The 16,956-nt window shown below is 53.0% G+C and carries 11 protein-coding genes; 1 reads left to right on the top strand and 10 read right to left on the bottom strand.

The window, feature by feature from the left end; translation table 11 throughout:
- Positions 1-5 precede the first annotated feature (5 nt).
- From lpdA to SCARR_RS09245, 5 genes are all read right to left on the bottom strand, one after another.
- Positions 6-1,394: a dihydrolipoyl dehydrogenase gene (gene lpdA / locus SCARR_RS09265; RefSeq protein WP_136061304.1), complete on the bottom strand. Its 1,389-nt coding sequence runs from the start codon at positions 1,392-1,394 to the stop codon at positions 6-8.
- 164 nt (positions 1,395-1,558) lie between these two features.
- A complete protein-coding gene (locus SCARR_RS09260; protein ID WP_136061302.1) occupies positions 1,559-2,701 on the bottom strand; it encodes a lactonase family protein in 1,143 nt (380 codons plus the stop codon).
- A gap of 87 nt (positions 2,702-2,788) precedes the next feature.
- A complete protein-coding gene (locus SCARR_RS09255) occupies positions 2,789-4,798 on the bottom strand; it encodes an alpha amylase C-terminal domain-containing protein (RefSeq protein WP_136061300.1) in 2,010 nt (669 codons plus the stop codon).
- A gap of 8 nt (positions 4,799-4,806) precedes the next feature.
- On the bottom strand, positions 4,807-6,351 hold the full coding sequence (locus SCARR_RS09250; RefSeq protein WP_136061298.1) for a glycogen synthase: 1,545 nt from the start codon (positions 6,349-6,351) through the stop codon (positions 4,807-4,809).
- Between the two features lie 185 nt (positions 6,352-6,536).
- Positions 6,537-7,712, bottom strand: a complete 1,176-nt coding sequence (locus tag SCARR_RS09245; protein ID WP_136061296.1) for a tetratricopeptide repeat protein — start codon at positions 7,710-7,712, stop codon at positions 6,537-6,539.
- A gap of 256 nt (positions 7,713-7,968) precedes the next feature.
- Between SCARR_RS09245 and SCARR_RS09240 the strand changes: the two genes are divergently transcribed.
- A complete protein-coding gene (locus tag SCARR_RS09240) occupies positions 7,969-9,588 on the top strand; it encodes a YpsA SLOG family protein (protein WP_136061294.1) in 1,620 nt (539 codons plus the stop codon).
- A 14-nt stretch (positions 9,589-9,602) separates the two neighbouring features.
- On the opposite strand, the gene SCARR_RS09235 is transcribed toward SCARR_RS09240, so the two are convergent.
- The 5 genes from SCARR_RS09235 to SCARR_RS09215 form a co-directional block, all read right to left on the bottom strand.
- Complete coding sequence (locus SCARR_RS09235; RefSeq protein WP_168433166.1) at positions 9,603-11,489, bottom strand: DUF2075 domain-containing protein; 1,887 nt, start codon at positions 11,487-11,489, stop codon at positions 9,603-9,605.
- A 54-nt stretch (positions 11,490-11,543) separates the two neighbouring features.
- Positions 11,544-11,894: a nucleotide pyrophosphohydrolase gene (locus SCARR_RS09230; protein ID WP_136061290.1), complete on the bottom strand. Its 351-nt coding sequence runs from the start codon at positions 11,892-11,894 to the stop codon at positions 11,544-11,546.
- A 2-nt stretch (positions 11,895-11,896) separates the two neighbouring features.
- Entirely contained in the window at positions 11,897-13,855 is a 1,959-nt protein-coding gene (locus SCARR_RS09225; RefSeq protein ID WP_136061288.1) for a tetratricopeptide repeat protein, read from the bottom strand.
- 238 nt (positions 13,856-14,093) lie between these two features.
- Positions 14,094-14,999 (bottom strand): hypothetical protein, encoded by a 906-nt coding sequence (locus SCARR_RS09220; protein WP_136061287.1) that lies wholly within the window; start codon positions 14,997-14,999, stop codon positions 14,094-14,096.
- A 1,413-nt stretch (positions 15,000-16,412) separates the two neighbouring features.
- Positions 16,413-16,955, bottom strand: a complete 543-nt coding sequence (locus SCARR_RS09215) for a shikimate kinase (protein WP_136061285.1) — start codon at positions 16,953-16,955, stop codon at positions 16,413-16,415.
- Position 16,956 lies beyond the last annotated feature (1 nt).

The following is a 16,956-nucleotide window of genomic DNA, read 5'->3' as shown; positions in this document are numbered from 1 at the left end:
AGGGGCTACCGTGCGGGAGGCGCGTGGATGCAGGCCTTGTGCAGCGCATGCGCGGCTTCCATCCAGACTTCCGCGAAGGTCGGGTGGGCGTGTACCGTGTTGCCGAGCTCCTCCACCGTCAGCTCTTCGCGCACAGCAACAACCATTTCGCTGATGAGATCCGTGGCATGCGGGCCGGCGCATTGCGCGCCGAGGATGCGGTCGGTGTTCTTGTCGGCGATAATCTTCACGAAGCCTTCCGTTTCGTTTGAGGCCAGCGCTTTTCCGAGGCCCCGGAAATAAAACTTGCCGGTGGAAATTTCCAAGCTCTGCGTTTTGGCGTCGGTTTCAGTGATGCCCACGAGCGCCACTTCGGGGGAGGTGAAGATGACGCCGGGAATGACGACCTCTTCGATCTTTTCTTCGCCTTTGAGGGCGTGCTCCACAGCATACATCGCTTGAGAAGTGGCGGCGTGGGCAAGCTGCAGGCGACCGGAAACGTCGCCGATGCAGTAGATGCCGGACACGTTGGTGCGGTTTAATTCATCCACTTCCACATAGCCGCGTTCGTTGACGGCCACGCCGGCGGCTTCAATATTCAGCCCGTCGGTGACGGGGCTGCGGCCAATGGCCACGAGCAGCATGTCGGCTTCGATGGTCTTGCCGCCGGCGGTGGCGGTTACGCCAGTGTCGGTGGCGGCAATGTTTTCCATCGCGTCGCCGGTCATGAGCGTCATGCCGAGGGCGTCCTTCATGTTTTTCTTAACGACCTGGCGCACGTCCTTGTCGAGCAGCATCAGCACGTCGGCGAGCAGTTCCACCACGGTAACCTTGACTCCGAGTCCGGCGGCCATGCAGGCGAGCTCGCATCCGATGTAGCCGCCGCCGAGGACGAGGAGGCTTTCGGGCAGCTTTTCCAGATCGAGGAAGGCGCGGCTTTCCACAATGCGCTCGTGTTTGGGAATGAAGCCCGGGACGGTGGAGGTGGAGCCGGTTGCAATGATGATGTTTTTGCCGGTGATTTCTTGAGTCGCGCCGTCGCTGGCCTTTACGGCAATGGTGTTGGCGTCGCGGAAGGAGCCTTCGCCCTCGAATACGGTTACGCCGTGGGCCTTCAGCAGGGAGCCGATGCCGCTCTTGAGCGTATCGACCACGCCGTCTTTTCGGGTCTTCATGGCCGGATAGTCAATCTCGGGCGTGCCGACGTTGATGCCGAAGGTGTCGGCATGCAGGATTTTTTGATAAACCTCAGCGCCGGCAATCAGGGTTTTGGTGGGGATGCATCCGCAGTTCAGGCAGGTGCCCCCGAGCCATTCGCGCTCGATGATTGCGGTTTTTCCGCCCAGTTGGGCTGCTTTAATGGCCGCGGGGTATCCCCCGGGGCCGGCTCCAATCACAATTACGTCAAAGTCCATTGCTATGCTCTCCTTAAATGATGACCGGAGTATTGGTATTTTATCTCAATAGAGTCAACTGAAAGGCGGTTTCAATATCTGGAAACACTGGGGTGTCACACCTGCGCAGGTGTGACGTCACACTTGCGCAGGCGATTCCGGCCGAATAAAAATCCACGACCCTGCTACAGGGGGAGGAAACGCACGCAGATGGGGTTGGGAACCTTGATTTCGCTGCCGGTGTATTCGAGCCGGCCGGTTTTGCGGTCGATTTTGAAAACCACGACATTGCTGGTCTTCTGGTTGGCCGCCAGCAGATAGGTCCCGGTTGGATCAATGTTAAAGTTTCGCGGAACTTCGCCCCGGACAGGTTCGCGGTGGACGAAGGTCAGCTTGCCGGTGTCGGCGTCGATGCCGAAGATGGCAATGCTGTCGTGTCCACGGTTGGAGACATAGAGGAATTGCCCGTCGGGAGAGGTGATGATTTCTGCTGTTTTATTGTCCTCGGCAAAGTCTTCAGGAAGCGTCGAGATGGTTTGAATGGGCGTCAGAGCACCGCTTTCCTGGTTGTAGGCGAACGCCGTGACTTTTCCGTTCAGCTCGTGGTTGGTATAGGCAAATTTTCCATTGGGGTGGAAGGTGAAGTGGCGCGGTCCGCCACCTGGCCCGATTGCTGCGAACGGAGGATCATTCGGTGTGAGCGTTCCTGTTTCCGGATCGAAGCGGTAGATCATGATTTTGTCGATGCCGAGATCGGCCACAAACGCGAAGCGCCCGTCGGGCGAGGTGTTGATGGAGTGCGCAAAGGGTTTCTGTTGGCGTTTGAGATGGACGCTCGATCCAGAATGCACCTGTGTGGAAGCGGGGGTGGCCAGCGATCCGTCGGATTGGATGGGCAGGGCCGAACAGCTGCCGCCCATGTAGTTGGCGACGAGGAGGTTTTTGGCTTCGGGATCGAGCGATACGTGGCAGGTTCCTGCGCCGCCGGAGGGTTGGGTGTTGAGGTCGGCGAGCATGCCGTCTTTCAATATTTGGAAAGCGCTGACGGCGCCGTCCCGTTGGGTTTCAGCGTCGATTCCTTCGCCGGTGGCATACATGGTTTTCCCGTTCGGGTGGATGGCGATAAAGCCCGGACGCGTCGCTTTTGCAACCCGGACCGCCTCGGAAAGGGCGCCGGTTTTCATGTCGAGCTTGGCCATGTATATCCCGCGCTCTTCGCCCTTGGCCGACGTACCGAAATAGACCCGGTAGGCATCCGGCTTGGCGCTGGCGCAACCTGTCAAAAGTAATGCGGAAAGGGCAACGATTTCTGGCAGGTTTGTATTCATTTCGATGTTCCTCGTTGTAAATCCGGAACCGCTGCTGCAGATCCGGAACCGCCGCCTCCGGCTGCAGCACCGCCTCCGGCTGAAAGATTAAATCCGCTCGAGCACGAAGCCGGTGCGGGCTGGGATGTATAGGTTGATCTGGTTGCGGTCGTGTTCGCCGTCGTGGAAGGAAAAGCTTTCGTAGGTCTGCTCGCCTTGAACAATGTCGTATCCGCCGAATGCGGGGGAATCAGTGTTCAGAGCCAGCCGGTACTTGCCGGGAGTAACATCCACCGGATAGTCGGAGAACGACTTGTTCGGGTGGAAGTTCAGCACAAAGACCAGTCCGTCGCGTTCGAAGGCCATCACTTTGTCGCCTTCGTTGATCAGCCGGAAGACGACGGGATCGTGGCCGATCACGCCTTTGCCGCGAATCAAGTTGACCATGGCTTGGTCGAACTCGGCCAGGCTGTGGAACTTGAGGGTCGGATCGTCGCGCAGGTTCCACTGGCGGCGGGCGTATTGGTATGACCAATTGTTGCCCTCGCGCGGGAAGTCGATCCACTCGGGATGGCCGAATTCGTTGCCCATAAAGTTGAGGTAGCCGTGGGCCGACGCTCCGAGGGTGGCGAGGCGCGCCATCTTGTGCAGCGCGATGCCGCGGGCGACGATCAGGTTCTGCGAATCGACGTGCATGCTGTAGTACATCTCTTTGTCGATCAGCTCGAAGATGAAGGTCTTGCCGCCGACCAGCGCCTGATCGTGCGATTCAACATAGCTGATGACCTGTTCTTCCGCACGGTGGTTGGTCAACTCGTGGTAGAGCCCGTTCATGCTCCACTCTTCGTCGGGCGTGTCGTTGGCCAATTTGAACCAGAGGTCGGGCACGCCCATGGCGAGGCGGTAGTCGAAGCCGCAACCGCCTTCCGAACCGGGGGCGGCGAGGCCGGGCATGCCGCTGACGTCCTCGGCAATGGTGATGGCCGCCGGGCGGACTTCGTGAATGAGCTTGTTCGCCAGCGCCAGATAGGCGAGGGCGTCGTTGTCGACCGCTCCGTCGAAGTAGCACGAATAGTCGGTGAAGGCGGTGCCGAGGCCGTGGTGGTGGTAGAGCATGCTGGTAACGCCGTCGAAGCGGTAGCCGTCGAACTTGAACTCATCGAGCCAGTAGCGGGAATTCGAGAGCAGGAAGTGCAGCACTTCCGGCTTGCTGTAGTCGAAGCAGCGCGAGTCCCAGGCATCGTGGTCGCCGCGGGCGCCTTCGTGGAAATATTGGTAGGAGGTTCCGTCGAAGCGCGAGAGGCCTTCCTCTTCGTTTTTTACGGAGTGCGAGTGGACCAGATCCATGATGACGGCGAGGCCGGCTTCGTGGCAGGCATCGATGAGCTCCTTGAGTTCTTCGGGGGTTCCGAAGCGCGAGGAGGCGGCGAAAAAGTTGGAGACGTGGTAGCCGAAGGAGCCGTAGTAGGGGTGCTCCATAATGCCCATGAACTGGACGGTGTTGTAGCCCATTTCAACGATGCGCGGCAGGATCTTTTCCTTGTATTCAAGGTAGGAGCCTACTTTGGCGTCTTCCTGCGCCATGCCGATATGTGATTCATACACGATCGGCGCACCGACCGGCTTGACCGGGTCGGGATGCTTCCAGTCATAAGCCGTTTCCGGATGCCAGACCTGCGCGGTGAAAATGTGGGTTTCTGGATCTTGCACGGTGCGCCGGACATAGGCGGGCAGGCGTTCGCCTTCGCCTCCGGGCCAGTACATCTTCAGTTTATAGAGGCTGCCGTGCTTCAGCTTTTCGGCCGGGATCTCGATTTCCCATACGCCGTTTCCGTCGCCGTAGTGCAGGGCGAACTCGTCTTCCTGTTTCCAGTTGGAAAAGTCGCCGACCATGTAGATGGCGGTGGCGTTGGGCGCCCATTCTCGGAAGATCCATTTTCCGTCGCGGAAGTGCAGTCCGTAGTATTCGTGGGCGTTGGCAAATTCGTTGAGCGATATTTTGCCGCCGGTCAGGCGGTCTTCAACATATTTGATGTGTTCGGTGCGTTGATGGATTTGTCCGAGAAACGGCTCCAGCCAGGGGTCGTCGGAAAGCTTCGCGAGCTTGGGATCTCTCATAGATGTTCCTAGTTGACTTTCTCAAAGACTTCATCGACCAGCGGGCGGTGAAGCATTTGCTGGTAGATGTCGATGTAGGCCTGTGCGGTGACCTCGTGGTTGAAGCGCTTTTTGCTTTCCGTCATGATCCGGCCCACATGGGTGCCGCGGGTATGCTCGTCGAGGCGGTAGAACTCCATGGCTTGGTCGATCGCCCAGGCCAAGCCGTCGCCGTCGTAGTTTTCGAAGAGGAAACCGTTGCCGGTTCCGTTCTCCACATCCATCTGGATTACGGAATCGTGCAGGCCTCCGGTGTCGCGGGCGATCGGCAGCGATCCGTAGATGGCGCTGGTCATTTGCGGGAGTCCGCAGGGCTCGAACAGGGACGGTATCAGCATGAAATCGGAAGCGGCGAAGCCAATGTGCGAAAGCCCTTCTTCGAAATCGCAGACGCCAACGCGGCTGTAGAGGTCGTGCTGGTATACAATGTCGTGGAAAACCTGCTGGTAGGCGCCGTTGGCGATAAATACGAATTGAAGGTTTTCATTCCGGTATTTATCGATGGTCTTGAAGAGAATGTCCGAAACCAGCTGGCAACCCTTTTGGACGGGGTCGAGGCGCGATGGCCAGAACAGCATGGGTGCATCGGGGTTGATTTCGAGGCCAAGGCGTTCTTGGAGAAAGACCTTGTTTTTGCGCTTGGCCGCGAAGTGGTCGGCGGCGCCGTAGCGTTCAATCAGGTATTCATCGGTTTCGGGATCGCACGAAGCGTCCGGCGAATTGAGGATGCCGGTGCCGCAGCCAGCATGGTATTTGCTGGCCACTTCCCATTGGATGTTGGCCGGCACGAAGCTGTGCTGGTTGTCCACGATCTCCTTCATGAAGGTCGGGCTTACGGTGTTGATGAAGTGCGATGAAAAAATGCCGCTGCACAGGAAATCCACGGGATTGTTCTCGCGCGCTTCGAAATAGTTTGCCGAAGGCCATTCATAGTAAAGGTTGCTCCAGAATTCCGCCGCATCGATGCCGCGGTCCTCAATGTGGGCAAGCGTTGTTTTCACCGTGTGAATGTTGTGGAAGGTGAACAGGCTGGGAATGCCGAGCATGCGGGCTTCGCCGGGGATTAGGCCGGTCATCCAGTCGTTGCAGTGGATCAGGTCGGGCTTGACCGTTGGGATGATGTTGTTGATCACCTCGCGCTGGAAGGCCAGTGCAATCTTCAAGTCGGTCTCTTGCGAGTTGCTGTAGACATGGTCCTGATAATAGAAAATGCGGTCTTCTGCCAGATGGATGCGGTCGTCGGGGAGCTTGCTTTTATAGATCAAAAGTTCGTCGTCGATAAAGCCGCCGATATCCACATGAAACATTTTACGGTAGTGGGGGAGCGCCACATGTACATCCGCGCCGAGCTCGTAGAGCGCGGAAACCAAGGACGCGGAAACATCCGCAAGGCCGCCCGCTTTCGCCGAAAGCTTGTTGGTCATGTTTCCCATGCCTGAAGGAAGGTAGGTGATCTCCGGCGTAACAATCAGGATGCGAGGTGATTTTTGTTTTTTCTTTGTTTTTCCGGCCATCTGCAATTCCCCCTTATGTGTTTAGCCGATGAAAACAATCGCTCGGCGGCTTTACAAGAACATTGTTTGCTATTGAACGTTTAAAACAAAGGTGTTCGGGGTGGAGGCGATGCTTGACAAAAAATATTCAGCCACGGAGGGCGGGTCGCTCTCCGTGGCTGGCGGTTTCCGGTGCTGCGCGGTTTCTAGCGCTTCATTCGGTTGAGACGGGTTTCCGCCTCAATCGCCCAAGTGCTTTCCGGGTAGTTGACCATGATGTCCTCATAGGCAATCTGTGCGTCGTTGACCTGATCCAGGCTTTCAAGGCAACGCGCCTTTCCAAGCAGGGCAACCGGCGCCAGATGCGATTCCGGGTTCGTCTGGGCAAACTCGCTGAACAGCAAGTGGGCGTCGCCCAGCTGGCCCAAGGCTTCGATGCAGTTGATTTTATTCAGCTCGGCCTGCAGCGCCAGTTCGTGAGCGGGGTATTCCTTCAGGAACGTATTGTAGAGCGTCGAAGCTTCCGCAGTCTGTCCGGCGTTGAATTTATCCAGTGCCAGCGCCATCATGGCCAGCGGTGCAGAGGGAGTGGACCCAAAGTCGTCCAGTACAGCCTGCAACGCTTCCGGCGATCGGGCTTGCATCAGTGCGGCATCGGCTTTGGCGTTTTTCTTCAAGCGGTTCGTCTGGACGATGCTTTTGACGAGATACGCCGAGATAATTACCAGCAAGCCGATCAAAACCGGTTTTGCATATTTCTTAATGAAGTTCAGGACATCCGTCACTTCCGACTGTTTCAGTGCCTGCTGCTTCAGCAGCTCTTCATGCCTCTCTTTTTCAGTTTGGTTGCGCTCGTGATGCCTGGAAGGGGGGCTTTTCTTTTTAGAGGACTTCTTTTGGGGTGCGGGTTTCGGCGCTTCCGTTTTTGCCGGGGCTGCGGCAACAGGTGCCGTAGCGGACGGTTCAATTACAGGCTCAGGTTCGGCAACGGGCTCTGGCTCGACAACGGCTTCTGGCTCAGCAACCGGTTCGGGCTCAGCAACGGCTTCGGGCTCGGCCGGCGTTTCTTCCGGCTTTGTTTCCGCAACGGCTTCGGGCTCAGCAACCGGTTCGGGCTCAGCAACGGCTTCTGCCACGGGCTCTGGCTCGACAACGGCTTCGGGCTCGGGCGGCGTTTCTTCCGGCTTTGCTTCTGCAACGGCTTCGGGCTCAGCAACCGGTTCGGGCTCGGGCGGCGTTTTTTCCGGCTTTGTTCCTGCAACGGGGGCTTCTTCTTCGGCCTCTTTTTCCGCCACCTTCTTGTTGATGCTATTAAGCAGTTGTTCGTGGCCGTTCAGAAATTCCTGTTGTTCCTGTACATCTTCTTTCTTCTCTTCACTCATATTGATCTCCTCGCATGGTCAAATGCAGATAGAACCCATTGTGGCTTTTTAATAAATCATTTCAAGGATTGTTTGAGTCCTTTATGTATTAGTCCTGCGACTGCCGTTTCGTTCAACTATAGCTCTATTATTGATCAAAACCGCCGTCGCCCTGCATTTGCCTCTGTGTAAACTTGTGTTATTATTGTGTTGTTTGTGAGTCCGCCCACCGCTACCTTCCGCATATCAACTGAAACCACCCAACGAGGACAGACCGATGAAGCTACCGAAATACGTAATCAATCGCAAGGGCGTAAATACACTCTCAATTCGTATTCCTGTTCCTAAAGACATTCGAGAAGCAGAAGGCAATGAGTTCAGTGGAAAGCCCCACATTGTGAAGAGCGCTCAGACTGACTCACCTTCTAAGGCGCACAGCTACGCGATGGAGGTACTCGGAGAGATGCAGGCGCGGTGGGCTGACATACGGTCAGGCGCTACGGGACTCGACACGCTGGAGCAGGTTGCTGCCGACTTGCTGGCGGAGTGGAAGCGCTCCGACTTGGAGGAGTTCCACAGTCGACTGTCGTACTGCGATGCTCAATTGCGCCGCTATTGGGAGCAGGATACGCTTCCCGCGTCGCATATCATAAACTCAGTTGTAATGCATGAAGGTGAGGCCATCTGGAAGATCGGCGTTGCGGGCGACACGCAGCAGGAGCTCAGGGCGTCGCTAAAGGCCGTGGTCGGGGCGATTGACCGTGTAGCCCAGCGTGTGATGAACGAGCTTACCTTGCAGATCAGTGGCAACGTGGACGCCCTCGGACGCTTTATTATCGGCGACTCCCAGCGTAGTGAACAGCAACAGGGCGCAGCGAAGGCGTGTACGTTCGGCGAAGCGTTGGAGCTGTACTACCAGATCAAAGAGATTAGAGCGTCCAGCGAAAAGAAAGGGCGCGCTATGCTCACCGCCTTTGCGGGGGGCGATCTCTCAGCTAAGATGGTTGACCTTGCAACCAGTGAATACGCTATCAGCTACATAAGCGCGTTGAAGCAGTCGGACAACGCAGCGAGCACCATCGGGCAGAAGAAGCAGGCAGTGTGTGCGTTCTTGAATTTTGCTGTAGATCATGAATTGATTGAAAAGAACAGGATGGCGGTCATAGCTACGCCGAAGGTGTCCAAGATGCCGACGAAATGGGCGTTCACCGCCGACGAAGTGCGGGACGTGCTGTTACCATTTACCCATGAGGTGAAGTCGAAGCACAACGCGGCTATGCGCTTCGTGCTGCTTACTGGGTGTCGTACTGGCGAGGCGCTGGGCTTGGACGGGGAATGCATTATTGATTTGGACGGTGTCAAGTGCGTTGAGTTTTGCGGGTCGTCGAAGCCGTGGGGCAGGTTCAAGTCGGACAACGCCAACCGAGTCGTACCGCTACCGCATGGCGGATGGTGCCCCAAAGGCCGACTCTCCGAGGACGGTGCGATACCCTCTAAGTACAACCTTCTTGAGACCAGCACCAAGGATTACCTTCAGCGCACCGAAGCCAACGTCATCGACTCAGATGCCGCCATCATCTTTACCTATGGCATGGCGAAACGTGGAAGCTTTCGGACGATCCAATTTGCTCGCAAGCACGGGAAGCCGTATGAGCATATCGACTTACTACGGGTAAGCAGGGAGCGAGCGGTAAAGCAGATCGTGAGATGGCTGAACGGTGTCGGCGAGAACGACTACGAGGACTACCAAGCGACACCTCCTGAGAGCTGCGTGTTAAACGTTGCGGGGAACAGGGAGAGCAAAGCGCCTGACATTGAGCTTCTCGTTCAGCAGATCCTTGTGGATGTGATACGGGAGGTAAACCCTGAGTGCAGCCACTTTTACCCATTGGGTTAGTTCGCAATTGATTATTAACTCATGTTTTCGCCTACCCGATTGCGGAAATACTGCTCGGTATTCTTGTTTGTGAAATACACATAGCAACCACGCATGCCCCGCGTGAGGAGCGTTCGGTAAATATTTTTAACGTGATGTTCAAAATTATCGGCACTCCGGCGCAATGTTGGGTCAAATGTTGCGTCCATATTGGCAGTTAAACGAGTGCTCTCAGGATTGGGGCATAGATCGTCACCTATAATTACTCCGATGTAGTCAAACTCGAACCCTTGGGCTGTGTAAATACATCCAACCTGTTTGAAGCCTTCTGGTTTATATGCCCACTCGAACCATTTAACATAGCCTTTCGGTGGTTTTGTAATATTCCCATGTGTTTCCCATGGCATAGCAAACTTACCGATTTTCACATCCTTTTCAAGCTGCCCTTCAGCATCTAAATCCTTACTCCATGGCCAGCAAAAACCCGCCACCATTCGAGCGGAATTGGCTTTTTCAGCTTCTTTTTCAGAAAGCGCTTCATACACGGATTCGGCTGAGTCAAATATACGAAAGTCAAAAATATCATTCTCATCAAATTTATGAATGTCATCAGTGTACCCCAGCACTGATTCCAGCCAGAGCAGATAGTTATTTGATCCCATGCAACGATATTGTGTGTACAAGGTAACTTCTGCCAACTCACATCCAATACGTTTTGCAGATTCCTTTATTAAACCTGAATGGCCAATTTCTTGTGACCTTACGTTTTGTTTGTCATCAATAAAAAATACCGCCGTTTTCGCGCACCGAATCAATTGGTCAATTTGAGGCATATCCGTTTTATCAGCTATTCTTGTATAGCGATGGTTGCTCGTTTTTTCGATCCGATGGGCTTCATCAATTAAGAGCAAATCGAGTTCATTTTCCTCCATCTTTGAAGGTAGAAAACGATATAGGTTTGAAAAAAGAATTGCCCCAGTGCTTCCGACCAGCTTCTTCAGGCCTTCGATAAATGGTTTTGATTTGCACCCGTAAAAAACCTTTTTCCCGCGCTTGGCTGCTTCTGCTAAGACGTTGAGTGCGATCAGTGATTTCCCGGTGCCCGGCCCCCCGTGAACTATTATGACAGTCTTTTTATCCTTGAACTTCCGTACCTTTGACCAAATGAGATTTTTAGCAACCAGCTGCTCGTTGAGGAGCGAGAACACAGACTCATTCTGTATGACCTTTGTTACATTTTCGAGAAGTTTTTTGGACGGCTTAACGGAGCTTTGCATGAATCGATTGAAAATTTCAAATCCGTTTCCTGCATATAGCAGTTCTTTCAGCTTAGACGCAAAATTTTGTACATCCTGCTTGGAATAGACAGGGAAGTCTTCGATCAGTTTATTGTAAATCGGGTGGTATAATCCTTCGCCCATCTTGTTATTGTAGTTATGGCAGTATGCGCAACTGAAGAGAGTAAGTTCCGGTTCGTTTTCGAACTCTGAGATGAATCCTTTTAGATAGTGGTGGTAGCCCTTAATTTGCTGTGAAGGATGTGGAACAACTCGCTCCATTCCTCCTGTATATGTTTCAACGAAATTGCCTTCATCGGGTAGAGCCTTAACGGACGACCACTGTTTTAGCTCAATCAGAACAACATTCTTACTCGCGCCCTCTCCACAACCAAACAGCAAACAGTCAATTCGATTTTGTTGGCTGTATGGAATTTCATATTCCAAGGCGATCATGTTGTCATGGAGTTGGGCTATTTCAATCAAGTCCCTGACTCGTGACAAGGAGTTCTGCCACGATGTTAGTTCACTTGCGCCAACCTTATGCCCCCATCGGTTGGAGAAGTTATCTGTCATAATGTCAGTTAGCGTATTATTACGGACATCTTCTATGAATTCGGAAGTTTTCCCTTGGTAAACCAGCATCCTACGTCCCCCTGCCATTGAATAGCACAACACCAATTTTACAGATCAAAATGCTTAGAGTTCTGTGTATTTGGTTGCTGTCCCTCTCGCTTTTTCAACGGGATATTTAATTTCATTTATTTTCAATTTATCGGTGATAATTTCGATGGGATCTACGTTCAGTTCGTGCGCAAGAAGAAGGGAGAACATTAAGATATCTGCCAACTCTTCAGCAACTTCACTACAACTATGCTCATCGCCAACCTTCCCCTCAACCTCGTCGGGGGATTTCCAAAGGAAATGTTCCTGAAGCTCTGCAGCCTCTATAGATATGGCTGTTGCAAGATGGTTTGGTTTGTGGAATTGCTTCCAGTCCCTTGCATCGCGAAATTCTACAAGTTTAGAAATTAACTGATTCAAATCCATGTCTATTCCCCGTGTTGATGCATCTGTAATGCCGTTAGATAAGCATCATGCAAATCCATCCCGCAATCTTCTCCGGGCGCAATCCGCTGGAAACCTGCATACATAAGACACATCAAAAAGAGTCCCGAAAATGTTTCATCTGGTAGTGCTTTGAGTTTGTATTTCTTTTCGGGGTCGGAGTAATCGAGCCCGTTCATGCCAACTACGCCAACTTCAAAGGCTATGTCTCGAATCTTGTCGTTAGTGAGCATGTCAAAACGACGGAGTACATCCATAAAGTAGAAAACAGCGGCAGGATTCTTTTCTTTAAGAAGCTCAGGGTTTGTCGTTCCTTCGAGTACTGGCTTTGCGGTTATATCATGCTCTTCGGAATCTAAATGCCATTCGTACCAGTCCTTCAACTTGAGCATGTCTGCCCAATCGTCCACCAGTTCATATTCATCGCCTGGAGTCAGGCTATCTGACCTTGATTGCCAGTGATTATAAAGTTTCTGGGCCATTTCAAACGCATCGGTCTTCTTGTAATTTTCTGAAAATGCTGTAGCCCCTTGAAACAGATCATCCAGAAATATGCTGTATGCACCGTTCATAGCCAGTGATGCACGCATTATTTTTCGAGGTGTTAGGATTTGAATTTTTGGATCAGAGCAGGAGATCCATGCTTCAGCTGCCAAGACACTTGTGGAAAGGTATTGCGCGGGGTGGAGAATGTTGAATTCTTTATGAATATGGCGCTCTATCAACATATCCACAGGGCAATTATACAAAAACCCACAAAGCCCATCAATCATTCCCCTTACAGCTTGGCTAATAGATTGTTCGCTGTATCCTTTTTTCGCCAGTTTTGACATCTCATTACTTATAGAATTAATTGCAACGCCCCGTGTGTTTTGAGATGTGACAAACGATAAGTTTTTACCTATAGACCTCGCCTCTGATTCAAACTTCAAATGGGTCAGTTCATGCGCTTCTAAGTGAGATAGCAAATCTTTTGGAAAGCCCCTTCGTGTATTAATAAGGTGGTACTCCCGTCCATGCCTCCACGCCATTTCTATACGAGCGCCCACATTGTCAGAAAAATCCGTTTCTTGGATTCGAATTGGATAGCCAGATAATGATTCGAGCGATGTCCTATAGCGTTGAATACATTTAAAAGCGTCAGATTCGTTCCGAATTGCCTGCTCTGACTGGAACTGTTTAAACATCCTTCTCGCTTCATTGAACAATCCTTCTGATCGCGAGTCCTGAATTTTCCCTTTTGCAAACAGGCGAGAAAGCGCCCGGAGAGCTTTGTCGTTTTCTCCCATACTCTCAAAGGCGACCGCCTCCCCATAATAAGGGTTTGCATTTTCCGGATTTGCAGCGATTGATTGTTCAAATAGGTCTATGGCTTTCTCAGGACTCCCTTGTTTCATCTCAACAGCAGCCAAGCTATTAAGCGCCCAAGAATCATTTGGATCTAACTGGGCGGCCTTTTGCAAAAGCTTTCTTCCTGTTTCAATGTTGCCTATTTGCTGAATATAAAGATTGGCCAGAACGACCAAACTCCATACATCGTCAGGGGTTGCACGCAACACCTCGATAAGATGATTACTCGCGTTCTCGGTGTCCCCGATTTCATAATAGACCATCGCGAGGTCTCGCCGCGCAGCGTGCAAAGATGGTTGGTGTTCAAGGGCGCGTTTGTATACCCCAATGGCTTTTTTATAGTCACCTTGCGCTGCCCGTTTGGCAGCTCTTGCAGATAAGCGCTCGGCTTCAGCTTGCGCCACATCAGATTCTTCAGGGTACTGTACCACGACTTCATCGTCTTCAATTGAGACAATAGTCGGCTGTGGTAAAAAGCCGAACTTCTTTAGAACAATTTTGATAAGAGCATTAACATCAATCCCTTCCAGTGATGGAGGAGCTTCGCCGTTTAGTTCAAATATCTCATTAATTTTAAGGCGTAAAATTTTCATAAAAGCACTGTAGTAATTAGTTTCAGCGGTGTCCACTCTTACTAAATAGTAGAATTTGACAACGCAACGCCACCTCCTTTGGCTGTGAGTGAGATACACAACTTCTGAAGGCGACACGTTGCATTAGTGTATCGCCCGCATGGCTGCTTGCTTTTCCTCGTGCTTCAGTACGATTGCGAGTGCTACCGTGTTGCTGGGATCTTTAAGTAAGATCCGTGACGCTTTAGCGAGAGGGGTGCTAACGGCGAATCTCTCGCTTGATGTTCTGGTAACCGCCTGCGAATAACCGCCCACCTTCGTCCTGTCGGCCTTTACGGGTAGACATGTGAACTGAGGTGTTGAGCTGTCCCTGCGGGATGGAGTCGAGTCTATAGCTGGACGTTTTGCGCAGCTTCTCATTCCTTGCCAACAACGACACGATTATGTCTTTGGGGATGGAGCGCCAAGCGATGCGCACATCGGCACCTTCAGCTGCCATTCGGCTGTTTACACTCTTGCAGAACTTCTCAAAGCCACGGGTGATGCTGTTGGCGCGATAGTCCACAAGACGCTTGGCGCTGCGCCCACCTTTCTGGAACAACTCAAAGACGGTGAATGTAGTGACACGCTCAGTCAGCAGCAGCTCTTTGGATGGCGTTTCGACAAAGGGGTCGAGCTTATCGAGCAACTTCTCTGTGAGGAACGCAGGGGCTATCTTGTGGGTGAGCATTCCGTGATGCTCTCCGTGACGCTGAGCGTCGGCATGGAAGTGCCCTTGAAGCTGTTCCTGTTCGTCGCGCTCTTCGGTCAGGTAACCGCAGGCGATAAGGCCATCGAGAACGAAGCCCTTGCAGATGCGACGGGTGAACCACTCCGCACGGTAGCGCTTGGCGATCGTTGCGTCATCGTAGGCGTTGCTGTTTCGTGGAATGCGCAGCTCCAAGTCGGCAAGCGTGCAGCCCCCTGTCCCTTCGTGAAACCTTTTGTACAGGCGAAGGGCAAGCAGGAGGGTGTAGCTCAATGCGGTGCGCTTGCTGTCGAGCAGCTGAACACCTTTGATCTTTCCGCCGATCAGGTCGGTGAACACCTCGTCAACCATACGGTTCCACTCTACGTGGTCGCAGTCGGTGACGGCTTTGGATTTTAGTATTTGATAATACATCATTGTTCGTTTCCTTGTATCGCCACTTGCGAGGCTGTTTTGGGGGTTGTTAAAAGGGTTGGCTCGTTGTCCCCGTGGTGAGCCACGCCACGCCGTAACCCAAGGAATCAGGCGACGGAAAGTGTTAGCGACCAATGTTTGCAGTGCTTTACTGCGAAACGGCAGGAATTGGTCTTAGAGGTGGGCGTTAGGAATGGGCGGTGCGCCGAATTTCATACACCACTTTCAGTCAATGTTTGCAGGGGTTTCGTGAGAATCGGTCTTAGTACCCTGTAGGTGACCTATGCGTTCAGGCGTTACGCGTTCATCTTCTATATGAATTCCCTTAGTGTAGGGGTAGCTATAGGGGGGCGAACGCAAAAAGCCTCTGTGCTGCATACGTCGTACACCACCGTTAGGCAGTCGTATGCAGCACAGAGGCTGGAAGGTGTCGCTCATCATTTGCTGGTACGAGCAGCAGAGCGTGTGAATGTGTGGAGGGCGTGGCGTTTTCACTTTTCCCTTAGTATTGTGACTTAGGATTCTCAGAGGAAAATTCTGGCTACTCCATTAATACGGAGCGTTAGGGTAAGTGTCCAAAAGCCAAGGTGTTCCGTCATCGCCTATCGGGGCGTTCTGTTGGGCGTTTCCGGAGTGTCTTGGCGGCACCATCCCTCCTTCTATACTGTGGGATAGAAACTCAAACCACCGCACAGCGCTACACAACAACATGTTACACATAATCCGAGGCCATTCGCTTGGAGGTGCGCGCTGGAGCGGTACGCCACACGGCCTGAGAGGCGGTAGGTTGGGCGTTTCGCTGCACACCAGCGTTAACACTTGCTACAAATTTGTCACATATTTTCGGAGTGGTATATATAGCGCTACGGCTGCGGTAATCCCCCCGTGGGGGTGGCCTGTGCTGGCGAAGGGTGGTCGTTTCGTCTGCTCTAAGGGTGGCAGGGTGTCATCCAACCTGTGGCGGGGCGCTCTCACACCGTACAGCAGGACGCTGGAATAATACAACAATAACACATCAGGGCGCTGCTTGGTGCTATCGTGGTGTTGTTTCCTAACGTTTCCACACATCTCAACGAATGAACCACTCCTTATGGAGTGGCGGTGCGCTGGACTGTGGGTGTTGGTGCAGATCAGGAGTTGTCGCGGTGCGGTGGGCGGTACGCTGCACGGCTTGAGAGGCGATAGGGGACGTCTGAGGCGTCGTTACACCTTCTCCATCATACGCGTAAGCTGGCGTGTCGCTGTTCGCGCTACCCTTCTGTCTCTAAGCATTAGGCGTACGCTGGCGATATGCCTTCACGTTGAGCAGGGCGGAATGTAGGACGTATGAAGCGGTAATCTGTACCGAAGATATTGTGTAAAATGTGTGTTGTTTTCGCCACGCTTTGAGCGAGTGACCCAATGAAATCGGCGTTTCTAACGACTGTTTGATTCGTACAGATCGATAATTTCCTGCGCGGTGGGTGCAGGGGAGGGCCTTCCACTGGTGTCGATCTTGTGGGCAATGGCTTCGTAGAGCGGTTTGCGCGATTCCAGCAGGGCGATGACTTTGGCTTCTTTGTCGCCGGCGAGCAGGGGGCGGGCGGAGTCGTGGCGCACGCGCTCGAGCACGCTTCCCGCATCGGCCAGCAGGCAAACCACCAGACCGGTTTCTTCAAAATCCGCAATGTTTTCGGGATTCAGGACAATGCCGCCTCCCGTAGAGATAATCTGGTCCGAGCGGGCAGACAGCTCCTTCACCAGCTCGCGTTCGAGCAGCCGGAAGTGAGGCTCGCCGTCCTCAGCAAAGATTTCGTTGATGCTTTTTCCCGCACGCTTGACGATCATGGAATCCATGTCCACGAGCGGCATGCCGGTCTTTTCAGCAATCAGCCGCCCAACGGTGGTTTTTCCGGTACCCATGAACCCAACCAGTACAATGTTGCGCATAACGTTATCCCTCAAAAGGTCTGTAAACATA

Source organism: Pontiella sulfatireligans (assembly GCF_900890705.1).
GTDB classification, from domain to species: Bacteria; Verrucomicrobiota; Kiritimatiellia; order Kiritimatiellales; family Pontiellaceae; genus Pontiella; species Pontiella sulfatireligans.
The sequence above is the reverse complement of the archived record's forward strand: the minus strand, read 5'-3'. Positions and strand labels throughout refer to the sequence as shown.